Consider the following 22,338-nt stretch of genomic DNA (forward strand, 5'->3'; position numbering starts at 1 on the left):
GACGCGCAACAACGCGACGGCACGCTGGGGTCATGTTCTACCGGGTACGCACCAGGCTCACCGACACCCCGGGCGCCCTCGCGATGCTTGCGCAGCACTGCGGGAACGCCGGAGTGAACATCCTCGCGCTGCAGATCTACCCGGAGTTGGGCGCGGTGACCGACGACCTCGTCGTCGAGACACCGGACAGTTGGACCGCCGCGGCGGTCGTGGAACTCGTGAGTGGCGCGGGAGGAGACGAGGTGAGCGTCGTCCCCTGTGCCACTCACGACCTCGTCGACCAGCCGACCGCCTGGCTCAAGGCCGCCCAGGCGGTGCTGGAGGACCCGGACTCGCTGCCGGCCGAGCTGACCGGGCTCCTCGGCGCCCGGGTGAGCTGGTCGGCCACCGAACAGGTCCGCGCCGCCGCGCTGGCCGAGTTCGCTGATCGTGCGCGGTCGGCTGCAGGCTCTCCCCCCGCGTCTGCAGCCGGCAGCGCCGTGGTCGAGTACGAGCTGACCGAGGAGTCCGTGCTCGCGAAGATCGGGCCGCACGTTGTCGGGGCGGCCCGCTTGCACGCGTTCGTGGACGACGGGGTCGAGGCGAGTCTGGAGGTCGCCCCGGCCTGGCGCCGGCTCGGGATCGGTCGTCAGCTGCTGCGCCAGGTCAGCGGCCTGGCGGCGGCGCGGGGTGCGAGCGAGCTGACGATGCTGGCGCCGCCGACCGAGGAGGGCGTGGTACCGGTCCTCGCGGCGGCGGGGATGCGCGGCCGGATCCGGCTCACCGAAATGGGCCTGACTGTTCACGTCAGCCTTGCCGGGGTGCGGCCGATCGGCCACCTGGCCGCCCGCTAGACTGGAGCATGACCTCCGGAGTGCCAGAAGAAGTCCCCGCCAAGTTCGCCTCCTTGGGCCTGACGTACGACGACGTGCTCCTGCTCCCGGGATCCTCGGACCTGAACCCGAGCGAGATCGACACGACCTCCCGGCTGACGCGGGAGATCTCGCTGCGGATCCCGCTGATCAGCGCCGCCATGGACACGGTCACCGAGTCCCGGATGGCGATCGCGATGGCCCGCGAGGGCGGCATCGGCGTCCTGCACCGCAACCTCTCCATCGAGGACCAGGCCTACCAGGTCGACCTCGTGAAGCGGACCCAGACCGGGATGATCTCCAACCCGATCACCATCGGCCCGGACGCGACGCTCGAGGAGCTCGACCAGACCTGCGGCGAGTACCGGGTCTCCGGCCTCCCGGTCGTCGACATCGACAACCGGCTCCTCGGCATCATCACCAACCGCGACCTGCGCTTCACCCCGGTCGCCGAGTGGGCCAGCACCAAGGTCGACGAGGTGATGACGCCGATGCCGCTGATCACCGCGCCGGTCGGCATCTCCCGCGAGGACGCCACCGCGATCCTGCGCCAGCACAAGCGCGAGCGGCTGCCGATCGTCGACGAGTCCGGTCGTCTCGCCGGCCTGATCACCGTCAAGGACTTCGTGAAGTCCGAGCAGTTCCCGAACGCCTCCCAGGACGCCGACGGGCGACTGATGGTCGGTGCCGCGATCGGGTACTTCGGGGACGCCTGGGAGCGGGCCACCACGCTGATCGAGGCGGGCGTCGACGTGCTCGTCGCCGACACCGCGCACGGCCACGTGAAGCTGCTGCTCGACATGGTCGCCCGGCTCAAGTCCGACCCCGCCACCAAGCACGTCCAGGTGATCGGCGGCAACGTCGCCACCCGGGCCGGAGCCCAGGCGTTCGTGGACGTCGGCGCCGACGCGATCAAGGTCGGCGTCGGCCCGGGATCCATCTGCACGACGCGGGTCGTCACCGGCGTCGGCGCCCCGCAGGTCACCGCGGTCTACGAGGCATCGCTCGCGGCCAAGGCAGCCGGCGTCCCGGTGATCGCCGACGGGGGACTCAAGTACTCCGGCGAGATCGCCAAGGCGATCGTCGCCGGTGCCGACGCGGTGATGCTCGGCGGCCTGCTCGCCGGCTGCGAGGAGAGCCCCGGGGACCTGGTCTTCGTCAACGGCAAGCAGTTCAAGGCGTACCGCGGGATGGGGTCGCTCGGCGCGATGTCGAGCCGGGGCAAGAAGTCCTACTCCAAGGACCGCTACTTCCAGGCCGAGGTGACCAGCGACGACAAGATCGTCCCCGAAGGGATCGAGGGACAGGTCGCCTACCGCGGTCCGCTCTCCGCGGTCGCGCACCAGCTGATCGGCGGCCTGAACCAGTCGATGTTCTACGTCGGCGCCCGCACCATCCCCGAGCTCCAGGAGAAGGGGCAGTTCATCCGGATCACCGCGGCATCGCTCAAGGAGAGCCACCCGCACGACGTCCAGATGACCGTAGAGGCGCCGAACTACTCGGGCCACTAGACTCCTGCGGTGACTGAGATCGAGATCGGCCGCGCCAAGCGCGGCCGACGCGCCTATTCCTTCGACGACATCGCGATCGTCCCGAGCCGTCGTACCCGCGACCCCGAGGAGGTCTCGACGGCCTGGCAGATCGACGCCTACCGCTTCGACCTGCCGATCCTGGCGGCGCCGATGGACTCGGTGATGTCGCCGGCGACCGCGATCGCCTTCGGCCAGCACGGGGGCCTCGGTGTGCTCAACCTCGAGGGCCTCTGGACCCGGTACGAGGACCCGGCCTCGCTGCTCGACGAGATCGCCGCACTGGACCCGGCTGCCGCGGTCGTGCGGATGCAGGAGGTGTACGCCGAGCCGATCAAGGCCGAGCTGATCACCGAGCGGCTCCGCGAGGTCCGCGAGGCCGGAGTCACCGTCGCGGGCGCGCTGTCGCCGCAGCGGACCAAGGAGTTCGCCAAGGCGGTCGTCGACGCCGGCGTCGACATGTTCGTGATCCGCGGGACGACGGTCAGCGCCGAGCACGTCTCCGGTCAGGCCGAGCCGCTGAACCTCAAGGAGTTCATCTACGAGCTCGACGTCCCGGTGATCGTCGGCGGCTGCGCGACGTACCAGGCGGCCGTGCACCTGATGCGTACCGGTGCCGCCGGCGTCCTCGTCGGCTTCGGCGGGGGAGCGGCGCACACTACCCGCGCCGTGCTGGGCGTCTCGGTGCCGATGGCCAGTGCCGTCGCCGACGTCGCCGCTGCCCGTCGCGACTACATGGACGAGTCCGGTGGACGGTACGTGCACGTCATCGCGGACGGGTCGATCGGTCGCAGCGGCGACATCGCCAAGGCGATCGCCTGCGGTGCCGACGCGGTGATGATCGGCTCCCCGCTGGCCCGTGCCACCGACGCGCCCGGCAAGGGCTTCCACTGGGGAGCGGAGGCCCACCACGGCGAGCTCCCGCGCGGCGAGCGCGTCGAGATCGGCACTGTCGGCACGCTCCAGGAGATCCTGTTCGGCCCTTCCCGCGTCGCCGACGGCACGATGAACCTGATCGGGGCCCTCCGCCGCTCGATGGCCACCACCGGCTACACCGAGCTCAAGGAGTTCCAGCGGATCGAGGTCGTCGTCCAGTAGGGCGTCAGAGACTCGCGATCAGTGCCTCGACCCGACCGCGGATCTCGTCCCGGATCGCCCGTACGGCGTCCAGGTCCTGTCCGGCTGGGTCGTCCAGCTTCCAGTCCTCGTAGCGCTTGCCCGGGAAGAACGGGCAGGCGTCGCCGCAGCCCATCGTGATCACCACGTCGGAGTCCTGCACGGACTCGGTGGTCAGCACCTTCGGCTGCGCGCCGGCGAGGTCGATGCCGACCTCGGCCATCGCCGCGACCGCCATCGGGTTGATCGCGTCGGCCGGTGCGGATCCGGCCGAGAGCACCTCGATCCGGTCTCCGGCCAGGTGCTGCAGGAAGCCCGCCGCCATCTGGGAGCGGCCGGCGTTGTGGACGCAGACGAAGAGAACGGTGGGGCGGGTCATCGGGACTCCTGGGCGGTGAGGGGGAACAGGTAGCGGACCAGGCCGAGCGCGAGCGCCCCGCCGACGAGCTGCATCAGCACGAACATCGCCACCGAGGACGGCGCGATCCCGGCGAAGGTGTCGCTGAACATCCGGGCGATCGTGACGGCCGGGTTGGCGAAGCTGGTCGAGGACGTGAACCAGTACGCCGCGGTGATGTAGCCCCCGACGGCGTACGCGATCGTCGCGGTCCGACCGGACCGTACGGCGCCGAAGATCACCACGACCAGGCCGAAGGTCGCCACGACCTCGCCGAGCCAGAGGTTGCTGCCGGTGCGCTCGTGACCGGACCAGCTCACGGCGTCGAGGTCGAACATCAGGTTCGCGACCACGGCGCCAGCAATGCCGCCGGCGACCTGAGCTGCGGCGAGCACGGCCGCCTCCGACCAGCGGATCAGTCCGAGCGCCGCCTCGACCGCGCTGACCACCGGGTTGAAGGCAGCCGAGACGGGTTGGAAGGTGAGGATCAGGGCGATCAGCGCAGCTCCGGTGATCAGGCTGTTCTCCAGCAGCTGGAGGCCGACGTCGTCGGGGGAGAGCCGCGCGGCCGCGATCCCGGAGCCGACCACGGCCATCACCAGGAACGCCGTACCGGTCAGCTCGGCGACGACCTTGCGCCGAAGCGTCACAGCCCCCCGCCGATCAACGCACCCAGGTCGCTGAGGGCTTCGCGGCGCACTCGGTAGTAGACCCAGACGCCGCGCTTGGAGCGGTCCAGCAGGCCGGACTCGTGCAGCACCTTGAGGTGGTGGCTGATCGTCGGCTGGGAGAGGTCGAAGGCGTCGTTCAGGTCGCAGACGCAGGCCTCGCCGCCGTCGTGGGCGGCGACCAGGGAGAGCAGCCGCAGCCGCACCGGGTCGGCGATCGCCTTGAGCAAGGGTGCGATCCGCTCGGCAGTCTCCTCGGAGAGCGGAGCGGCGACCAGGGGCGAGCAGCACGCGACCGTCTCGACGGGGGTGAGCGTCAGATGGGACTTCGACATATATCAATATTGACAGAAGTCGATGTCATGGAGCAACCTAGATATCGACAACCATCAATATCTAGGAATGGAGACACCATGTCCCGCGTCCAGCTCGCCCTCAACGTCGAGAACCTCGAGGAGTCGATCGCCTTCTACTCGACCCTGTTCGGCGCCGAGCCGTCCAAGACCAAGCCCGGGTACGCCAACTTCGCGATCGTCGAGCCGCCGCTCAAGCTCGTGCTGATCGAGAACCCGGGTGCGGGCGGTTCGATCAACCACCTCGGCGTCGAGGTCGCCGACACCGACGCGGTCGACGGCGAGCTCGCCCGCCTCGGTGCCGCCGGTTTCGCCTCGACCGAGGAGCGCGACACCACCTGCTGCTACGCCAAGCAGAACAAGTTCTGGGTCGAGAACGCCCCGAACGGCGAGCGTTGGGAGGTCTACACCGTCCTTGCCGACAGCGAGACCTTCGCAGAGGCGGAGTCCGACGTGAAGGGCTGCTGCTAGAAGATCGGGCCCACTCGGCGGAAGGATTGGGCCCGTTCGGCGGGGTGGGGGAGACTTGCCGCATGGCGCTGACAGCAGACCTCGGTCCTGGCTCGCGGGCTGCCGCGCTGACCGGGATGTCCACCCAGGAGCTGGACGTCCTGGTCGTCGGCGGCGGGATCGTCGGCGCGGGCGTGGCGCTGGACGCGGTCTCCCGCGGCCTCTCCACCGCGATCGTCGAGCAGCGGGACTTCGCCAGCGGCACCAGCTCGCGCAGCTCCAAGCTGGTGCACGGCGGCCTGCGGTACCTGGAGATGTTCGACTTCGGCCTGGTCCGCGAAGCGCTGGAGGAGCGCGGACTGCTCCTCACCCGGCTCGCCCCGCACCTGGTCCGGCCGGTGCCGTTCCTCTACCCGCTGCACAAGACCTGGGAGCGCCCGTACGTCGGCGCCGGGCTCGCGCTCTACGACGGCATGGCGATGGCCGGCAAGTACGACATGGGCGTCCCCAAGCACAAGCACCTGTTCCGCCGCCAGGTCGCCCGGATGGCGCCCGACCTGCGCACCGACCAGCTCACCGGCGCGATCCGCTACTACGACTGCCAGGTCGACGACGCCCGGCTGGTGATGAACATCGCCCGCACCGCGGCGGCCTACGGGGCGCACGTGGCGTCGCGGACCAAGGTCACCGGGTTCCTGCGGGAGGGCGAGCGCGTCGTCGGCGCGACGATCCGCGACCTCGAGAACGACGTCGACCACGAGGTCCGCGCCAAGGTCGTCGTCAACTGCGCGGGAGTCTGGACCGACGGCATCCAGGAGCTGGTCGGCGGCCGGGGAGCGCTGCACGTCGAGGCGAGCAAGGGCGTGCACATCGTCGTCCCGAAGGACCGGATCCGTTCCGAGGCCGGCTTCATCACCAAGACCGAGAAGTCGGTGCTGTTCGTGATCCCGTGGGGCCGGCACTGGATCATCGGCACCACCGACACCCCGTGGAGCCTGGACCTCGCGCACCCGGCCGCGTCCCGGGCGGACATCGACTACATCCTCGGCCACGTCAACACCCTGCTGAAGGACCCCCTGGACCACGAGGACGTCGAGGGCGTGTACGCCGGGCTGCGGCCGCTGCTCAAGGGCGAGAGCGACGCGACCTCGAAGATCTCCCGCGAGCACACCGTGGTCGCCCCGGTGCCCGGACTGGTGCTGATCGCCGGGGGCAAGCTGACGACGTACCGGGTGATGGCGAAGGACGCCGTCGACGTCGCCGCACGGTCGCTGGAGAGCGGTGCCCGGGAGTCGATCACCGATCGGGTGCCGCTGCTCGGCGCGCACGGGTTCGAGACCCGGACCAACCAGCGCACCACCCTGGCCCGGACCTCCGGCCTGCACCTCGCCCGGATCGACCACCTCCTCGGCCGGTACGGCGGCATGATCGACGAGATCCTGGTCCTGATGGCGGAGCGGCCCGAGCTTGCCGAGCCGTTGATCCATGCCGAGGACTACCTCGCCGGCGAGGTCGTCTACGCCGTCACCCACGAGGGCGCCCGGCACCTCGACGACGTGCTCACCCGTCGTACCCGGATCTCGATCGAGGCGTTCGACCGCGGCGCCCTGGCCGCTCCGCAGGTCGCCGAGCTGATGGCGGGCGTGCTGGGCTGGGACCAGGACCGGATCGACGAGGAGGTCGACCACTACCTCCGTCGCGTGGAGGCCGAGCGCCAGTCGCAGCAGAAGCTGACCGACCAGGAGGCCGACGAGGCCCGGGTCAAGGCGCCGGAAGGTCCCTGGGCCGTATAAAGGGATATGACCTGTTTCGTCTCGCACACCACCGTCGACTGCACCAACGCCTACGAGCTCTCCGAGTGGTGGAAGCTACTGCTCGGGTACGTCGACCTCGACGGCGACCCGAACCTGCCCGGCCACGAGGAGTGCATGATCCAGCGCCCGGACGGCGGCCACCGGATCCTCTTCATCGAGACCCCCGACGAGCGTTCGGTGAAGAACCGGCTGCACTTCGACCTCCGGCCCACCGAGCGCGACCGGGACGAGGAGGTCGCCTGGGCGATCTCGCTGGGAGCCCGGATCGTCGACGACCAGGGCGACCACCACGCCCCGGGCATCGGCTGGATCGTGCTGGCGGACCCGGAGGGCAACGAGTTCTGCATCCTGCGCAGCCTCGCCCAGATCGAGTCCTGAGCACCGAAACCGGGCTTGTTCGCCATTCGTTCACCTGCTGACCCCTGATTGGACGCCCGGGTTCGTGAGATTGGACCCCATGACGACGCTCGATGACCGTGCGACCACGCTGCTGCCGGCCCTGCCCGACGTACGCGACCCGTTCGTCCCGCCGGGACCGGCGCCGACCCTGGCGGCGCTGGAGGCCCGGGAGATCTCGGCGTGGTTCGGTGACCGGCTGGTGCTCGACCGGGTCTCCCTGGAGATGCCCGCGGGCAGGATCACCGCGCTGATCGGCCCGTCCGGCTGCGGCAAGTCCACCTTCCTGCGGATCCTCAACCGGATGCACGAGATGATCCCGTCGGCCAAGCTCGCCGGCGAGGTGCTCCTCGACGGGGAGGACGTCTACGCGGTCGACCGCAAGCTCACCGACGCCCGTCGCAACATCGGGATGGTGTTCCAGAAGCCGAACCCGTTCCCGGCGATGTCGATCGCCGACAACGTCCTGGCCGGCCTCCGGCTGACCGGCACCCGTGCCGACCGGGAGCAGCGCGAACACCTGGTCGAGTCCTGCCTGACCCGGGCCGGCCTCTGGAACGAGGTCCGCGACCGGCTCGACGCCCCCGGCGGCGGGCTCTCCGGCGGACAGCAGCAGCGGCTCTGCATCGCGCGCTCGCTGGCGATCAAGCCGAAGGTGCTGCTGATGGACGAGCCGTGCTCGGCGCTGGATCCCACCTCGACGCGAGTTATCGAAGAAACCATGATCGAGCTGGCCCGAGAGGTCACAATCGTCATCGTGACGCACAACATGCAGCAGGCCGCGCGGGTCTCCGACCAGTGCGCGTTCTTCCTCGCCTCGCACGGGACCCCGGGCGTGATCATCGAGCACGGGGACACCCGGGCGATGTTCGAGAGCCCGCAGGACGAACGCACCAGCAACTACGTCAACGGCCGCTTCGGGTGATCGAGGGCCATCCCAAGCTCGGCTTCGCAGTCCTCGGCGGCGTGCTCGCCGCGCTCGTCACCCTGGTCGTGCTGATCGTGCTCACCGGCAGCCGCGGCGGCGAGATCCCGATCGAGGTCGTGCCGTCCTCCGCCGGTGCGCCGGCCCCGGTCGCCGCCACCGACACCCGGGTCTCCTCGAGGGCTGCTCCGTCCGTCGATCCGGCGTGGGCCGCGCGACTCGGTACGGCGGCCGGCATCCCGGCCCCCGCGATGCGTGCGTACGCCGGCGCCGAGCTGATCCTCAAGCGCGAGCAGCCCGGGTGCCACCTGTCCTGGAACACCTTGGCCGGGATCGGCTGGATCGAGTCCCAGCACGGCACCCTCGGCGACCGGACGATCGGCCCGGACGGACGCTCGTCGACGCCGATCATCGGGCCCGCCCTGGACGGCGGGAAGTTCGCCGCCATCCGGTCGACGCCCGCGTCGGCGGAGTGGCACGGCGACGACACCTGGGAGCACGCGGTCGGGCCGTTGCAGTTCATCTCCTCGACCTGGGGCAGGTGGGCCGCGGACGGCGACGGCGACGGCGTGGCCGATCCGCTCGACCTGGACGACGCCGCGGTCGCGGCCGGTCGCTACCTCTGCGCCGACGCCCACGACCTGTCCACCGGGCCCGGGTGGAGCGCCGCGATCCACTCGTACAACCACAGCAACGAGTACGTGCTCGACGTGCTGAGCGCGGCGAACACCTACGCGGAGCGCAGTCGCTGACCTGTCGGTCCGCCTCCGTAGACTGAGAACCGGCACCCCCTCTCCTTCCGGATCGGGGGCTGCCTGCGTTGCCCGTCCCGTCCTCCAGGAGTCCCGTTGCGCCTCGCCGGCCTCGCCGATGCCGTTCTGACCGAGCCAGTCCTGGCCGCCGCCCTCGGGGAGGCGTCCTCGGCCGCGGCCGCCACCCTCGACCTGACCGGTCCGCCGGCGCTGCGGCCGTTCGCGGTCGCCGGCCTGGCCCGCACCGGGCGGACCGTCCTCGTGGTCACCGCCACCGTCCGTGAGGCCGAGGACCTGGTGGCCGAGCTCGTCGACGTCGTCCCGGCCGAGACCCTGGTGCACTTCCCGGCGTGGGAGACGCTCCCGCACGAGCGGCTCAGCCCGCGCAGCGACACCGTCGGACGACGGCTGGCGATCCTGCGCCGGCTGGTGCACCCCGGCTCCGCGACCGCGGACGCCGGTGCGGCTAACGGCCCGGTCCAGGTGATCGTGGCCCCGATCCGCTCGGTGCTCCAGCCCCAGGTCAAGGGCCTGGCCGACCTGGTCCCGGTCGAGCTGGTTCCTGGGCAGGAGGTCGACCTCGACGCCTTGGTCGCCGACCTCGTCGGGGCCGCGTACACCCGGGTCGACCTGGTCGAGAAGCGCGGCGAGTTCGCGGTCCGCGGCGGCATCGTCGACGTCTTCCCGCCGACCGAGGAGCACCCGGTCCGGGTCGAGTTCTTCGGCGACGAGGTCGACGAGATCCGCACCTTCGCGGTCGCCGACCAGCGCACGATCACCAAGCTGGACCGGCTCTGGGCGCCGCCGTGCCGCGAGCTGCTGCTCACCCCGGAGGTCCGGGCCCGGGCCGCCGAGCTCGGCGAGAAGCACCCCGAGCTGCGCGAGCTCACCGACAAGCTCGCCGAGGGGATCGCCGTCGAGGGGATGGAGTCGCTGACCCCGGCCCTGGTCGACGAGATGGAGCTGCTGATCGACCTGCTGCCCGAGCAGACGCACGTGCTGCTCCTGGATCCGGAGCGGATCCGTACCCGGGCCCACGACCTGGTGGCCACCAGCGAGGAGTTCCTCGGCGCCAGCTGGGCGGCGGCGGCCTCCGGCGGGACCGCCCCGATCGACCTGGGCGCGGCGTCGCTGCGGACCCTGGCCGACGTGCGCGCGGAGGTGCTGAGCAGCGGCAAGGCCTGGTGGGGACTCAGCCCGTTCGGAATCGACGGCGACGACGAGACCCGGACCGTGTCGGCGACGCCGGTCGAGCCCTACCGCGGCGACATCGAGACCGCGGTCAAGGACGTCGCCGAGCACCTCCGGCACGGTCGCCGGGTCGTGGTCGTCCAGCAGGGCAAGGGCCTGGCGGAGCGGATCGTCGAGGTGCTCGGGGAGCACGACGTACCGGCGCGCCTGGTCGAGGAGGTCGATGCCGGCGACGCCAGCGTCGTCCAGGTGGTCCGGGGCTCGCTGGCCCACGGACTGGTGATCACCGACCCCGGTCTCGTGGTGATCACCGGCGAGGACCTGTCCGGGCAGAAGGGCTCGACCCGGGACATGCGGGCGATGCCGACCCGCCGCAAGAAGCAGATCGACCCGCTCGAGCTCAAGCCGGGTGACTTCGTGGTCCACGAGCAGCACGGCGTCGGGCGCTTCCTGGAGATGAAGCAGCGCGAGGTCCAGGGTGCGATGCGCGAGTACCTGGTCCTCGAGTACGGCGCCAGCAAGAAGGGCCACCCGCCCGACAAGCTCTACGTCCCCGCGGACGCCCTCGACCAGGTCACCCGGTACGTCGGCGGCGAGCAGCCGTCGCTGGACCGGCTGGGCGGTGCCGACTGGGCCAAGCGGAAGGGACGCGCGCGCAAGGCGGTCCGGCAGATCGCCGCCGAGCTGATCAAGCTGTACGCCGCCCGCCAGGCCACGAAGGGGCACGCCTTCGGCGAGGACACCCCGTGGCAGCGCGAGCTCGAGGACGCCTTCCCGTTCCACGAGACGCCCGACCAGCTGACCACCGTCGACGAGGTCAAGGCGGACATGCGCCGTACCGTGCCGATGGACCGGCTGGTCTGCGGCGACGTCGGCTACGGGAAGACCGAGATCGCCGTCCGGGCCGCGTTCAAGGCGGTCCAGGACGGCAAGCAGGTGGCCGTGCTGGTGCCGACTACGCTGCTGGTCACCCAGCACTTCTCGACCTTCGCCGAGCGGATGAGCGGTTTCCCGGTGGTGCTCAAGCAGCTCAGCCGGTTCCAGACCGACAAGGAGGCCAAGGAGGTCATCGACGGTCTCGCCGAGGGCTCGGTCGACATCGTGATCGGCACCCACCGGCTGCTCAACCCGGACATCAGGATCAAGGACCTGGGCCTGATCATCGTCGACGAGGAGCAGCGCTTCGGTGTCGAGCACAAGGAGCTGATGAAGCGGATGCGGACCAGCGTCGACGTGCTGGCGATGTCCGCGACGCCGATCCCGCGCACTCTGGAGATGGCGATCACCGGCATCCGGGAGATGTCCACGATCACCACGCCGCCGGAGGAGCGGCACCCGGTGCTGACCTACGTCGGCGCCTACGAGGATCGCCAGGTGATCGCCGCGATCCGCCGCGAGCTGCTCCGCGAGGGACAGGTCTTCTTCATCCACAACCGGGTCGGCTCGATCGAGAAGGCCGCCGCGAAGATCAAGGAGCTGGTGCCGGAGGCCCGGGTCGCGACCGCGCACGGCCAGGTGGGGGAGCACCAGCTCGAGCAGGTGATGCTGGACTTCTGGGAGCGCCGCTTCGACGTCCTGGTCTGCACCACGATCGTGGAGTCCGGCCTAGACGTCTCGAACGCCAACACGATGATCATCGAGCGCTCCGACACCCTCGGCCTCTCCCAGCTGCACCAGCTCCGCGGCCGGGTCGGCCGGAGCCGCGAGCGCGCCTACGCCTACTTCCTCTACCCGGGCGACAAGCCGCTGACCGAGACCGCGCACGAACGGCTGGCGACGCTGGCCCAGCACTCCGACCTCGGCGGCGGGATGGCGATCGCGATGAAGGACCTGGAGATCCGCGGCGCCGGCAACCTGCTCGGCGGCGAGCAGTCCGGACACATCGCCGACGTCGGCTTCGACCTGTACGTCCGGCTGGTCGGCGAGGCGGTCAGCGAGTTCCGCCAGGACGGCGGCGGGGTCGAGGAGCTCGCCGAGGTCCGGATCGAGCTGCCGATCGACGCCCACCTCCCGCACGACTACGTGCCCAGCGAGCGGCTGCGCCTGGAGATGTACAAGCGGCTCTCCGAGGTGCGCGCCGACGAGGACATCACGGTGCTCCGCGACGAGATGGTGGACCGGTACGGCGCGCCGCCGGCCCCGGTCGACCGGCTGCTGGAGGTGGCCCGGTTCCGGGCGCGCTGCCGGCGGGCGAAGATCGGCGAGGTCACCTCGCAGGGCAAGTTCCTGCGCTTCGCCCCGGTCGAGCTCCCCGACTCCAAGGTGGTCCGGCTCAACCGGATCTACCCGGGCAGCCTGGTCAAGGGGGCGATGCGTACGATGCTGGTGCCCCGTCCGCACGGCGTCCGGGACGAGGAATTGCTAGCGTGGGCCGGTCGAGTCATCGAAGCGATCGTCGACCCGCCGACGCAGGATTGATCCGCGCAGATCAGGAGAAGAATTTCCGTGAAGGCCAACCGTCTGGTTCTCCTCGCCGCCGCGACCGCGTCCGCGATCGCCCTGACCGGCTGCACCCCCGCGGGCGACGTGGCCGTCGAGGTCGGCAAGGTCAAGTACTCCACCTCGGACGTCGACCTGCTCACGACGTTCCAGTGCGAGATCGCGAGCGACCCGAACGCCGGCGCCGGCGCGCTGTCGCGGCAGTCGGCGCGCGCTTTCATGGCGAGCATCCTGGTCGCGAGCGCGCTGGACGGCCAGATCGGTGAGAAGTACAAGGTCAAGGCCGGTCCGGCGGACGCGGCGAGCTCGATGGAGCAGCTGAACTCGTTCATCGACAAGGCCGCCACCGGTGACGACCGCAAGCGGCTGCGCACCATCGTCGAGGACTCGATCATCGGCCAGGTCGCGGTCAGCACCGTCGTCCAGCAGGCCATCGGCCAGAGCCTCCAGCAGATGTCGCAGGAGCAGGCCCAGCAGGCGATCCAGGAGGGCATCACCAAGCTCCGCCTGGACGCGGCGAAGTCGGCCGACATCGAGGTCGACCCGGTCTACGGCCTCAGCGCCGACGGGCTCGAGCCGGCGAAGACGGACCCGTCCCTGTCCCGGGCGCTCTCGGACTTCGCGAAGGAGTCGATGAAGGCCCCGGTCGACCAGGCCTGGCTCGAGAAGCTCCCCGCGAACCAGCGCTGCAGCTGACCGTGTCCGCGCTCGTCGAGCTGGCCGAGGTGATGGCCCTGCTGCGACGGGACTGCGCCTGGAAGGCCGACCAGACCCACCTCTCGCTGGCGCGCTACCTGCTGGAGGAGACCTACGAGGTCGTCGAGGCGATCGAGAGCGGGTCGCCCGACCACCTCCGCGAGGAGCTGGGCGACCTGCTGCTGCAGGTCTACTTCCACGCCGCGATCGCGGCCGAGGACGGCGAGTACGACATCGAGGACGTCGCCGCCGACCTGATCGCCAAGCTCCGCCGCCGCAATCCGCACGTCTTCGCCCCGGAGACGGTGGCGGCAGGGCTGGACGCGGTCGGGATCAACGAGCAGTGGGAGCGGATCAAGGCCACCGAGAAGCGGCGTACCGGGGTGATGGCGGGCGTGCCCGAGGAGCTGCCGGCGCTGGTGCGCGCGGTGAAGGCGCTGGAGCGGCTGGAACGGACCGGGCGGCCGGTCGAGGACGCGTCGGGTTCGTCGGTCGGCGACCGCCTGCTCGCGCTGGCGATCGAGGCCCATCGCGACGGCCTGGACCCCGAGCAGGAGCTCCGGGCGGCCGTACGCCGCCTCACCTCCGACTAGTCCGGTGTCCGCGCGGCCGGGTGCTGCCCCGGATCGCTCCCGGCGCCCGTTAGGCTGGGCGACGCCGTTCAGACCAATCCAGGAGCCCCCATTGGCAGCCATCGAAGACGTCATCGCCCGCGAGATTCTCGACTCCCGCGGCAACCCCACCGTCGAGGTGGAGGTGATCCTCGAGGACGACAGCTTCGGCCGGGCCGCGGTGCCCTCGGGCGCCTCGACCGGCGCGTTCGAGGCGATGGAGCTCCGCGACGGCGGCGACCGGTACGGCGGCAAGGGCACGCTCCAGGCGGTCAGCGCCGTCGAGTCCCAGATCGCCCAGCGGATCATCGGCCTGGACGCCAGCGACCAGCGCCTGGTCGACCAGGAGATGCTCGACCTGGACGGCACCCCGAACAAGTCGGTCCTGGGCGCGAACGCGATCCTCGGCGTCTCGCTCGCCGTGGCCAACGCGGCCGCCGCGAGCGCGGACCTGCCGCTCTACCGCTACGTCGGCGGCCCGAACGCGCACCTGCTGCCGGTGCCGATGATGAACATCCTCAACGGTGGCGCGCACGCCGACACCAACGTGGACATCCAGGAGTTCATGATCGCTCCCGTCGGCGCCGCGACCTTCCGCGAGGCGCTCCAGCAGGGCGCCGAGGTCTACCACGCGCTCAAGTCCGTGCTGAAGAAGCAGGGCCTGGCCACCGGCGTCGGTGACGAGGGCGGCTTCGCGCCCGACCTGAGCAGCAACCGGGCCGCGCTCGACCTGATCGCCGAGGCGATCGGCACCACCGGTCTGACCCTCGGCAAGGACGTCGTGCTCGCCCTCGACGTCGCCGCGTCGGAGTTCTGCACCGACGGCGTCTACACCTTCGAGGGCGCCTCCAAGAGCGCCGCCGAGATGACCGCGTACTACGCCGAGCTGGTCGCGGCGTACCCGATCGTCTCGATCGAGGACCCGCTGGACGAGGACGACTGGGACGGCTGGAAGACGATCACCGACCAGCTCGGCTCGAAGACCCAGCTCGTCGGCGACGACCTGTTCGTCACCAACGTCGAGCGGCTGCAGCGCGGCATCGACGGCGGCCAGGCGAACGCGCTGCTGGTCAAGGTCAACCAGATCGGCTCGCTGACCGAGACCCTGGACTCGGTGGCGCTCGCCACCCGCAGCGGCTACCGCTCCATGATGAGCCACCGCTCCGGCGAGACCGAGGACACCACCATCGCCGACCTCGCGGTCGCGACGAACTGCGGCCAGATCAAGACCGGCGCTCCGGCCCGGTCCGAGCGGGTGGCGAAGTACAACCAGCTGCTCCGGATCGAGCAGGACCTCGCCGACGCGGCCCGGTACGCCGGCCGCGGCGCGTTCCCGCGCTACCAGGGCTGACCGAGGGTGAGCAGGCCGTAGATGCCGCCGAAGGCGCGTAGACCGGAGCGGGGAGGCCCCCGCGCCGGCACGCCCAGGAACGTCCGCCCCGGCCAGCGCGCCGGGGCGGCCCGGTCGCGGCCGGCGCAGCAGCAGGCGCCTCGTCCCCGGTTCACCAACCGGGCGACGATCCTGCTGGTGGTGTTCGCGATCCTGGTCATCTCGTACGCGTCCTCGATGCGGGCCTACCTGCACCAGCGCTCGCAGATCCAGGAGTCCCGGGAGCGGATCGTCGAGGAGAAGGCCAAGATCAAGGCGCTGACCACCGAGAAGAGCCGCTGGGACGACCCGTCGTTCATCGAGCAGCAGGCGCGGGCCCGGTTCGGCTGGGTGCTCCCGGGCGAGACCGGCTACCAGGTCACCGACGCCAACGGGAACCCGCTGACCGGCGAGGACCGGCTGACCGACCCGGACACGATCGCGCAGCCGAAGCCGGACGCGTGGTGGGTGGCGGTCGGCGAGACCGTGGACGCGGCCGACCACCCGAAGAAGCTGGTCAAGCCGACGCCGGCGACCCGGCTCGGACCGAACACGACACCGTGAGGACGCTCCTGTGATCTCCCCGGAGGACACCGCCGCCGTCGAGGCGCAGCTGGGCCGGACGCCGCGATCCATCCACGAGGTCGGACACCGGTGCCCGTGCGGCAACCCGGACGTCGTGACCACCGAGCCGCGGCTCGACAACGGTACCCCGTTCCCGACGACCTTCTACCTGACCTGCCCGCGGGCGGCCTCCCGGATCGGCACCCTGGAAGCCTCGGGGCTGATGAAGGAGATGTCGGCCCGGCTGCAGGAGGACGAGGAGCTCGCCGACCGGTACCGGGCCGCGCACGAGGCCTACCTGGCCGCTCGCAACGCGATCGAGGCGGAGACCGGGCACGACGTCCCGGAGATCGCCGGGATCTCGGCAGGCGGGCTGCCGGACCGGGTCAAGTGCCTGCACGTCCTCGCCGGCCAGTCGCTGGCCCAGGGCCGCGGCGTGAACCCGCTCGGTGACGAGGTGCTGGACCTGCTCGGGGAGTGGTGGGCCTCCGGCCCGTGCGTGCAGCCGTGAGCACCCGCGTCGCCGCCTTCGACTGCGGCACCAACTCGCTCCGCCTGCTGATCGCGGACCTAGACGCCGCGACCGGTGCCGTGGTCGAGCACGTCCGGGAGATGCGGATCGTCCGGCTGGGCCAGGACGTCGACCGGACCGGCCGGATCGCCGAGGAGTCGATGCAGCGCGCGTACGGCGCGCTCGACGAGTACGCGATGCTGATCGCCGAGTACCAGCCCGACGTGACCCGGTTCTGTGCCACCTCGGCGGCCCGCGACGCCGAGAACGCCGCCGACTTCACCGCGGCCGTGCTGGACCGGATCGGGGTGCTCCCCGAGGTCATCGACGGTGACGCCGAGGCCCGGGCGTCGTACGACGGCGCCACCCGCGCGCTCCTGGGCGGCCAGCCGCCGTACCTGGTCCTCGACATCGGCGGCGGCTCGACCGAGCTGGTCCTCGGCACCGCGGACGGTGTCGTCACCGCGGCGCAGTCCCTGGACATCGGCTCGGTCCGGCTCACCGAGCGGCACCTGCGCTCGGATCCGCCGACCGCCGACGAGATCGCCGCGGTGCGGGCCGACATCGATGCCGCCCTGGACGGCTGCCGTGTCGACCCGATGCTGGCCGGCACGGTGGTCGGCGTGGCCGGGACGGTCACCACGGTGGCGGCCGGGGTGCTCGACCTGCCGGCGTACGACCGCAGCCGGGTGCACGGCGCCGTCCTCGACGTCGATGGCGTCCGCGGCACCATCGACGCCCTGGTCGCGATGACCGTCGCGGAGCGGCGCGCCCTCGGCTACCTGCACCCGGGCCGCGCGGACGTGATCGGGGCCGGCGCGCTGATCCTCGAACGGGTCCTGCTGCGCACAGCAGTCGGTACGGTGACGGTGTCCGAGTCCGACATCCTCGACGGCATCGCCTGGAGTTGTGTGGCATGAAGCTCTTCGTGACCGCGGCCAAGAACTTCGTCCGCCACCGGGACTCCGACCTCGCGGCCGGCCTGACCTACTACGCCGTGCTCGCGGTCTTCCCGGCCGCGCTGGCGCTGCTGTCGCTGCTCGCGGTCGTCGGCGACGCCCACGAGACCCGGCAGACGGTGCTGGACATCCTGGCGCCGCTGATGTCGACCGACCGGCTCAACGACATCGAGCCGGTGCTGGACAAGCTCACCCAGGCGAAGGGGGCCACCTGGACCCTGGCCGCCGGTACTGCCGGCGCGCTGTACTCGGCGTCGGCGTACGTGAGCGGCTTCTCGCGCTCGATGAACACGGTGCGCGAGGTCGAGGAGACCCGGCCGTTCTGGAAGCTCAAGCCGCTGATGCTGCTGATCACGCTGGTGGCAGTCGTGCTCAGCGTGCTCTCGCTGGTGATCATCACGGTGACGGGTCCGATCACCTCCTCGATCGGCGACAAGCTGGGCGTCGAGCAGTCCGCGATCGACGTCTGGGAGATCGCCAAGTGGCCGGCGCTGGCGATCCTGGTGGTCGTGGTGGTGGCGATCCTGTTCCACGCCACCCCGAACGTGAAGGTCGGCCGGCTGCGGCTGCTCTCCCCGGGTGCGTTCGTCGCGCTGCTGATCTGGGCGGTGGTCTCGACCGGCTTCGCGTTCTACGTCGCGAACTTCTCGTCGTACAACAAGACCTACGGGTCGGTCGCCGGCGCGATCGTCTTCCTGCTCTGGCTGTGGCTGACCAACCTCGCGCTGCTGTACGGCGCGGAGGTGGACGCGGCCCGGGACGCCCGGATCGCAGCGGAGCCGGAGCCGGAATCCGGGCGACTCGTCGAGGCGCGTTCGCTGGCGACGCCCGGGATGTTCCCGCACAAGCCGGGGAATCCCGTCTACGGCCCGCTACCGCAACCGGTGCCCGAAGAGGACTGACGTGCTGCCGCACCCGATCACCGGCCAGCTCTTCGCGAGCCCGGTGCCTGCGGGCAGCGGGTGGCCGGAGGATCCGGCGGCGCCGACCTCCCCGGTGGCCCGGACCGCGGCGGAGGTCGCAGTGCTCGCGGCCGTCGACTCGCTGGCCGAGCTCGACGCCCGGGTCTCGGTCTGCGCCGCCTGCCCGCGGCTGGTGACCTGGCGCGAGGACGTGGCCGCGACCAAGCGAGCGTCGTTCGCGAACCAGCCGTACTGGGGCCGGCCGATCGCCGGCTGGGGATCGGCCGAGCCGCCGATCCTGATCGTCGGCCTGGCGCCGGCGGCCAACGGCGGGAACCGGACCGGCCGGATCTTCACCGGCGACTCGTCGGGGGACTGGCTCTTCGCCTCGTTGCACCGCGTGGGGCTGGCCCGTACGGCGACCTCGGTGCACGCCGGGGACGGCCAGGGGCTGATCGGCGCCCGGATGGCCGCGGCCGTTAGGTGCGCCCCGCCGGAGAACAAGCCGACCCCCGGGGAACGCGACACCTGCGCGCCGTGGATCGCCCGCGAGGTGGAGCTGGTCGCGACGTCGTTGCGGGTCGTCGTCACGCTCGGCGGGTTCGGGTGGGCGGCCGCGCTGAAGGCGTTGCGGGACGCCGGCTTCGCGATCCCGAAGCCGCAGCCGAAGTTCGGGCACGCGCACGAGGTCGTCCTCGAGGGCCCGTCCGGTCCGATCACCCTGCTCGGGTGCTACCACCCGTCCCAGCACAACACCTTCACCGGGAGGCTGACCCCGGAGATGCTGGACGCGGTGTTCCGCCGGGCACAGGAGCTGGCCGGGGCGTGAGCCCGGGTCAGGCGAGCTGGTGGAAGACGATCAGGTTGCCGTTCACGACTCCCGTGGCGTAGAGCAGCAGCCCCAGCGCGCGTACCCGTCGTGACCGTCGGCGTGCGGACACGATCTGCTGGGCGTGCCGGCCCAGGGTGGAGGGCCATCCGCGTGCCGGCCGGAGCTTGGTGCCGAGCGCCGCGGACGCCGTCACGTCTCCGTCGACGACCACGAGCTCGGGGTCCTCGGGGTGCGGACGGAGGACGGCCAGGACCGTCCCGACGGTCACGCGTTGCGAGGCGTACTCCGACGTCGAGCTCCGGATCGTCGTCTCCCAGGGCGTCTGGTCCGGGGGAGCGACCCGCAGCCAGTAGGTGTGGTTCAGGGTGCCCTCGGCGTCGCGGTCGTCGTCGATGGCGACCACGGTGGCCCGGTGCAGCCGGCCCGCGCGGCGCGCGTCGTCGAGCACGTCCTCCGCGTCCGGGGCCGAGGCGCCGCTCGCGGCGGAGACCGCCCACACGAGCAGACCGAAGGCGGCGATGAGGGTCAGGACGCCGGCGACCATCCAGGCGGAGCTGGTCGTGCAGGACGAGGATCCGTCCGGGCAGCTCCACTCGCCGCGGGCCCCGACGAGCCGGACGAACGCGATCCCGACCCCGGTGACGATCCCGGCGCCGAGGCAGATCCCCAACGCCCGGATGCGGTAGCGCAGCACGCTCTTGTCGGCCGTCGCGGCCGGGTTCGCCCGAGTCGTCACCCGTCGAGTCTCCCACGCACGCCGATCGCTTTCGGGCCGCGAGCAGTGCCAGACTTGCGCGGTGACCTTCCTTGCCATCACCGTCCTCGGGCACGACCGCCCGGGCATCATCGCCGAGACCACCGGCGTCCTCGCCCAGCTCGGGCTGAACATCGAGGACTCCACGATGACGTTGCTGCGCGGGCACTTCGCGATGATGCTGATCACCGGCGGGTCCGCGGACGCGACGACGGTGGAGGAGTCCCTCGGAGCGCTCACCGCCGACGGATCGCTGTCGGTCTCGGTGCGCGAGGTGCCGGCCGAGCAGGTCGTCGCCCGCGGCACGGCGTACCTGCTCAGCGTGCACGGGGGAGACCGCCCCGGGATCGTCTCGACCGTGATCGCCGAGGTGGCGAAGGTCGGCGGGAACATCACCGACCTGACCACCCGGCTCGCGGGTGAGCTGTACGTGCTGCTCGCCGAGGTCGACCTGCCGCCCGCCGCGGATCCCGCCGCGCTCGAGTCGGCTCTCGGGGAGGTCGCCGGCGGCCTCGGCGTCGAGGTGTCGCTGCGGGCGCTGGAGAGCGACGACCTGTGAGCGAGCCCTCCTCGGAGGTGGTTGGACGGATCCTGCCAGTCGTCCGCGCGCCGGATCCCGTGCTGTCCCGACCCGGCGCGACGGTCGACCCGACCGCCCCGGAGATCGTCCAGCTGGCAGCGGACCTGGTCGCCACCATGCGCGTCTCCCCGGGGTGCGTCGGCCTGGCCGCTCCGCAGGTCGGTGTCAGCGCGAAGGTCTTCTGCGTCGACGTCTCCGAGCACCCGAAGACCCGCGGCCACCACGGCACCTTCGTGCTCTGCAACGCCGAGGTGGTCAGCGCGTCGCGCAACGAGAAGGCTCGCGAGGGTTGCATGAGCGTCCCCGACCTCACCGGTGACGTGAAGCGGGCGTCGCGGCTCGTCGTACGGGGGCAGGAGCCGGGCACAGGCGCCGAGGTCGTCATCGAGGCCGAGGCGTTCGAGGCCAGGGCGCTCCAGCACGAGATCGACCACTGCGACGGACTGCTGTTCCTGGACCGGGTCGTCGGCGCGCACGCGCTGCACGCCCGCAAGACCTACTTATGATCGCTGCGTCCGCGAGGATGTCAGCAGCAGACCTCAGGCCCCGGTATCCCAATCGGCAGAGGAAGCGGTCTTAAACACCGCACAGTGTGGGTTCGACCCCCACCCGGGGCACCAAGCGCTCAGCCGTGGATCAGCCGAACTCGGCCCGGTAGTGGCCGGTGAGCGCGGGGAAGTAGTCGTCCCACACCAGGGTCGCCGGATCGCCGCCGCTCTCCGCAACCTGCATCCGGTCGAGGTAGTAGTCCCAGCCGGGGCCGACGTTCTCGGCGATCGCGGGATCAGGAAGATCCTGGGCGAAGATCAGCGTGGTGATGCCGTCCGTCTCGGCGAGGTCGAGACGCAGCCGCCAGCTCTCGGTCGTGCCGTCTTCCATCGAGGAGGACGTCGTGATCCTGAGCTGGACCGGTGGCTCGCACTCGTCGATCGTGAAGGCTTCGGACGGCACTCCGTCGCCCTCGTAGGTCATCTGGAACTGCACCGCGCCGGAGGCGGGATCACCGGTCCAGGTGCCGATCCAGCGGGCCAGCCGGTCCGGTTCGGTCACGGCTGCCCAGACGTCGTCGATGGGCGCGCGGAAGGTGCGGGTGAACTCGACGTACGTGCGGCCGTCGCGGTCCAGGCGCCGGCCGGTCGGTGTCGGTGTCATGCGGTCTCCTCGTGGGTGTGCTGGCGGGGTGCGGGCCGGCGCTCGCGTCCGGCACGACGCACCTCGAGATCGAGGCCGTCGAGCGCGTGCTCCGGGATCGGGGGATCGATGCGGGTGAGTGCCTCGACCCAGGCCTGGACGGGAGCGAGGCCGCTCCGGACCAACCGGTAGTGGCGCTCGCGGCCGCGCTCCTCGGCGGCGACCAGTCCGGTGTCGACGAGCACGCGCAGGTGCCGGCTGATCGCCGGCCTGCTGATGGGGTGCTCGGCGGCGAGGTCGACCACGCGCGCCGGCCCGTCAGCGAGCCGCTGCAGCAGGCTTCGGCGCACCGGGTCGCCCAGCGCCTCGAACACGTCCATGGGCAATTGGTAGCACAGAGGTTACCAATTGTCCACGCCTGAGGATGGCCGCAGCTGCTGTTATGTGACCCAGGTCAACCCGTGGGCTGAGTCACAAACGCCGCAGGACCGGTCAGAACCAGGTCTCGGGTGCCGATGTACTTGTCCGTGCTCCCGCCCACCTGCGGG

The 22,338-nt window shown here is 71.1% G+C and carries 25 protein-coding genes and 1 tRNA gene; 20 read left to right on the forward strand and 6 right to left on the reverse strand.

Annotation, left to right across the window (positions count from 1 at the left end):
* The first annotated feature begins 32 nt into the window (after nt 1-32).
* The 3 genes from EFK50_RS17890 to EFK50_RS17900 are packed head-to-tail and all read left to right on the forward strand — an operon-like array spanning nt 33 to nt 3,478.
* The gene (locus EFK50_RS17890; RefSeq protein ID WP_123228949.1) at nt 33-833 is read left to right on the forward strand and encodes a GNAT family N-acetyltransferase; all 801 of its coding nucleotides are present in this window, start codon (nt 33-35) and stop codon (nt 831-833) included.
* Between the two features lie 8 nt (nt 834-841).
* Nucleotides 842-2,362 carry an IMP dehydrogenase gene (guaB, locus tag EFK50_RS17895; RefSeq protein WP_123228950.1) on the forward strand — a complete coding sequence of 507 codons (1,521 nt, stop codon included), beginning with the start codon at nt 842-844 and terminating at the stop codon, nt 2,360-2,362.
* Between the two features lie 9 nt (nt 2,363-2,371).
* Entirely contained in the window at nt 2,372-3,478 is a 1,107-nt protein-coding gene (locus EFK50_RS17900) for a GuaB3 family IMP dehydrogenase-related protein (protein ID WP_123228951.1), read from the forward strand.
* A gap of 4 nt (nt 3,479-3,482) precedes the next feature.
* Here the strand turns inward: EFK50_RS17900 and EFK50_RS17905 are convergent, their stop codons facing one another.
* From EFK50_RS17905 to EFK50_RS17915, 3 genes are read right to left on the reverse strand one after another with little or no spacing between them, the layout of a single operon-like run.
* A complete protein-coding gene (locus EFK50_RS17905) occupies nt 3,483-3,875 on the reverse strand; it encodes an arsenate reductase ArsC (protein ID WP_123228952.1) in 393 nt (130 codons plus the stop codon).
* On the reverse strand, nt 3,872-4,543 hold the full coding sequence (locus EFK50_RS17910) for an aquaporin (protein WP_123228953.1): 672 nt from the start codon (nt 4,541-4,543) through the stop codon (nt 3,872-3,874). Before EFK50_RS17910 ends, EFK50_RS17905 begins: the two co-directional genes overlap by 4 nt.
* The gene (locus EFK50_RS17915; RefSeq protein ID WP_123228954.1) at nt 4,540-4,896 is read right to left on the reverse strand and encodes an ArsR/SmtB family transcription factor; all 357 of its coding nucleotides are present in this window, start codon (nt 4,894-4,896) and stop codon (nt 4,540-4,542) included. Before EFK50_RS17915 ends, EFK50_RS17910 begins: the two co-directional genes overlap by 4 nt.
* A 78-nt stretch (nt 4,897-4,974) precedes the next feature.
* On the opposite strand from EFK50_RS17915, the gene EFK50_RS17920 reads away from it, so the two are divergent.
* From EFK50_RS17920 to EFK50_RS17985, 14 genes are all read left to right on the forward strand, one after another.
* Nucleotides 4,975-5,385 (forward strand): ArsI/CadI family heavy metal resistance metalloenzyme, encoded by a 411-nt coding sequence (locus tag EFK50_RS17920; protein ID WP_123228955.1) that lies wholly within the window; start codon nt 4,975-4,977, stop codon nt 5,383-5,385.
* 62 nt (nt 5,386-5,447) lie between these two features.
* The gene (locus tag EFK50_RS17925; RefSeq protein WP_123228956.1) at nt 5,448-7,157 is read left to right on the forward strand and encodes a glycerol-3-phosphate dehydrogenase/oxidase; all 1,710 of its coding nucleotides are present in this window, start codon (nt 5,448-5,450) and stop codon (nt 7,155-7,157) included.
* Nucleotides 7,158-7,163: 6 nt separating this feature from the next.
* Nucleotides 7,164-7,556, forward strand: a complete 393-nt coding sequence (locus EFK50_RS17930) for a VOC family protein (RefSeq protein WP_123228957.1) — start codon at nt 7,164-7,166, stop codon at nt 7,554-7,556.
* A 79-nt stretch (nt 7,557-7,635) separates the two neighbouring features.
* Nucleotides 7,636-8,499, forward strand: coding sequence for a phosphate ABC transporter ATP-binding protein (locus EFK50_RS17935; protein WP_123228958.1), 864 nt, complete (start codon nt 7,636-7,638; stop codon nt 8,497-8,499).
* Entirely contained in the window at nt 8,496-9,251 is a 756-nt protein-coding gene (locus EFK50_RS17940; protein ID WP_246004224.1) for a lytic transglycosylase domain-containing protein, read from the forward strand. The genes EFK50_RS17935 and EFK50_RS17940 overlap by 4 nt, the downstream gene beginning before the upstream one ends.
* 96 nt (nt 9,252-9,347) lie before the next feature.
* Nucleotides 9,348-12,860: a transcription-repair coupling factor gene (gene mfd / locus EFK50_RS17945; RefSeq protein ID WP_123228959.1), complete on the forward strand. Its 3,513-nt coding sequence runs from the start codon at nt 9,348-9,350 to the stop codon at nt 12,858-12,860.
* A gap of 27 nt (nt 12,861-12,887) precedes the next feature.
* Nucleotides 12,888-13,577 carry a hypothetical protein gene (locus EFK50_RS17950; protein WP_123228960.1) on the forward strand — a complete coding sequence of 230 codons (690 nt, stop codon included), beginning with the start codon at nt 12,888-12,890 and terminating at the stop codon, nt 13,575-13,577.
* A 2-nt stretch (nt 13,578-13,579) separates the two neighbouring features.
* Nucleotides 13,580-14,170, forward strand: coding sequence for a nucleoside triphosphate pyrophosphohydrolase (locus tag EFK50_RS17955; protein ID WP_246004225.1), 591 nt, complete (start codon nt 13,580-13,582; stop codon nt 14,168-14,170).
* 91 nt (nt 14,171-14,261) lie between these two features.
* Nucleotides 14,262-15,539, forward strand: coding sequence for a phosphopyruvate hydratase (gene eno, locus EFK50_RS17960; RefSeq protein WP_123228961.1), 1,278 nt, complete (start codon nt 14,262-14,264; stop codon nt 15,537-15,539).
* Nucleotides 15,540-15,560: 21 nt separating this feature from the next.
* Nucleotides 15,561-16,121 (forward strand): FtsB family cell division protein, encoded by a 561-nt coding sequence (locus tag EFK50_RS17965; RefSeq protein WP_123228962.1) that lies wholly within the window; start codon nt 15,561-15,563, stop codon nt 16,119-16,121.
* A gap of 10 nt (nt 16,122-16,131) precedes the next feature.
* Entirely contained in the window at nt 16,132-16,632 is a 501-nt protein-coding gene (locus EFK50_RS17970) for a DUF501 domain-containing protein (protein ID WP_123228963.1), read from the forward strand.
* Nucleotides 16,629-17,552 carry a Ppx/GppA phosphatase family protein gene (locus EFK50_RS17975; protein WP_123229109.1) on the forward strand — a complete coding sequence of 308 codons (924 nt, stop codon included), beginning with the start codon at nt 16,629-16,631 and terminating at the stop codon, nt 17,550-17,552. The genes EFK50_RS17970 and EFK50_RS17975 overlap by 4 nt, the downstream gene beginning before the upstream one ends.
* Nucleotides 17,549-18,493, forward strand: a complete 945-nt coding sequence (locus tag EFK50_RS17980) for a YihY/virulence factor BrkB family protein (protein WP_123228964.1) — start codon at nt 17,549-17,551, stop codon at nt 18,491-18,493. Before EFK50_RS17975 ends, EFK50_RS17980 begins: the two co-directional genes overlap by 4 nt.
* Before the next feature lies 1 nt (nt 18,494).
* Nucleotides 18,495-19,322: a uracil-DNA glycosylase gene (locus tag EFK50_RS17985; RefSeq protein WP_123228965.1), complete on the forward strand. Its 828-nt coding sequence runs from the start codon at nt 18,495-18,497 to the stop codon at nt 19,320-19,322.
* A 7-nt stretch (nt 19,323-19,329) separates the two neighbouring features.
* On the opposite strand, the gene EFK50_RS17990 is transcribed toward EFK50_RS17985, so the two are convergent.
* The gene (locus EFK50_RS17990; protein WP_123228966.1) at nt 19,330-20,061 is read right to left on the reverse strand and encodes a hypothetical protein; all 732 of its coding nucleotides are present in this window, start codon (nt 20,059-20,061) and stop codon (nt 19,330-19,332) included.
* Nucleotides 20,062-20,122: 61 nt separating this feature from the next.
* On the opposite strand from EFK50_RS17990, the gene EFK50_RS17995 reads away from it, so the two are divergent.
* The 3 genes from EFK50_RS17995 to EFK50_RS18005 all read left to right on the forward strand — a co-directional run bounded on the left by EFK50_RS17995 (nt 20,123) and on the right by EFK50_RS18005 (nt 21,279).
* Nucleotides 20,123-20,638 carry a glycine cleavage system transcriptional repressor gene (locus EFK50_RS17995; RefSeq protein ID WP_123228967.1) on the forward strand — a complete coding sequence of 172 codons (516 nt, stop codon included), beginning with the start codon at nt 20,123-20,125 and terminating at the stop codon, nt 20,636-20,638.
* A 17-nt stretch (nt 20,639-20,655) separates the two neighbouring features.
* Nucleotides 20,656-21,165: a peptide deformylase gene (gene def, locus EFK50_RS18000; protein WP_281274057.1), complete on the forward strand. Its 510-nt coding sequence runs from the start codon at nt 20,656-20,658 to the stop codon at nt 21,163-21,165.
* Nucleotides 21,166-21,202: 37 nt separating this feature from the next.
* Nucleotides 21,203-21,279, forward strand: a tRNA-Leu gene (locus tag EFK50_RS18005).
* A gap of 16 nt (nt 21,280-21,295) precedes the next feature.
* On the opposite strand, the gene EFK50_RS18010 is transcribed toward EFK50_RS18005, so the two are convergent.
* Both EFK50_RS18010 and EFK50_RS18015 read right to left on the reverse strand, forming a co-directional pair.
* Nucleotides 21,296-21,811, reverse strand: coding sequence for an SRPBCC family protein (locus EFK50_RS18010; RefSeq protein WP_123228969.1), 516 nt, complete (start codon nt 21,809-21,811; stop codon nt 21,296-21,298).
* Entirely contained in the window at nt 21,808-22,170 is a 363-nt protein-coding gene (locus EFK50_RS18015; protein WP_123228970.1) for an ArsR/SmtB family transcription factor, read from the reverse strand. Before EFK50_RS18015 ends, EFK50_RS18010 begins: the two co-directional genes overlap by 4 nt.
* Nucleotides 22,171-22,338 lie beyond the last annotated feature (168 nt).

The organism is Nocardioides marmoriginsengisoli (genome assembly GCF_003725695.1).
GTDB classification, from domain to species: domain Bacteria; phylum Actinomycetota; class Actinomycetes; order Propionibacteriales; family Nocardioidaceae; genus Marmoricola; species Marmoricola marmoriginsengisoli.

What these genes read in the sequence shown, in the direction of transcription:
- EFK50_RS17890 (WP_123228949.1), top strand. Translation starts at nt 33, where the DNA reads ATGTTCTACCGGGTACGCACCAGGCTCACCGACACCCCGGGCGCCCTC.
- guaB (WP_123228950.1), top strand. Translation starts at nt 842, where the DNA reads ATGACCTCCGGAGTGCCAGAAGAAGTCCCCGCCAAGTTCGCCTCCTTG.
- EFK50_RS17905 (WP_123228952.1), bottom strand. Translation starts at nt 3,875, where the DNA reads ATGACCCGCCCCACCGTTCTCTTCGTCTGCGTCCACAACGCCGGCCGC.
- EFK50_RS17915 (WP_123228954.1), bottom strand. Translation starts at nt 4,896, where the DNA reads ATGTCGAAGTCCCATCTGACGCTCACCCCCGTCGAGACGGTCGCGTGC.
- EFK50_RS17920 (WP_123228955.1), top strand. Translation starts at nt 4,975, where the DNA reads ATGTCCCGCGTCCAGCTCGCCCTCAACGTCGAGAACCTCGAGGAGTCG.
- EFK50_RS17925 (WP_123228956.1), top strand. Translation starts at nt 5,448, where the DNA reads ATGGCGCTGACAGCAGACCTCGGTCCTGGCTCGCGGGCTGCCGCGCTG.
- EFK50_RS17930 (WP_123228957.1), top strand. Translation starts at nt 7,164, where the DNA reads ATGACCTGTTTCGTCTCGCACACCACCGTCGACTGCACCAACGCCTAC.
- EFK50_RS17935 (WP_123228958.1), top strand. Translation starts at nt 7,636, where the DNA reads ATGACGACGCTCGATGACCGTGCGACCACGCTGCTGCCGGCCCTGCCC.
- EFK50_RS17965 (WP_123228962.1), top strand. Translation starts at nt 15,561, where the DNA reads ATGCCGCCGAAGGCGCGTAGACCGGAGCGGGGAGGCCCCCGCGCCGGC.
- EFK50_RS17980 (WP_123228964.1), top strand. Translation starts at nt 17,549, where the DNA reads ATGAAGCTCTTCGTGACCGCGGCCAAGAACTTCGTCCGCCACCGGGAC.
- EFK50_RS18010 (WP_123228969.1), bottom strand. Translation starts at nt 21,811, where the DNA reads ATGACACCGACACCGACCGGCCGGCGCCTGGACCGCGACGGCCGCACG.
- EFK50_RS18015 (WP_123228970.1), bottom strand. Translation starts at nt 22,170, where the DNA reads ATGGACGTGTTCGAGGCGCTGGGCGACCCGGTGCGCCGAAGCCTGCTG.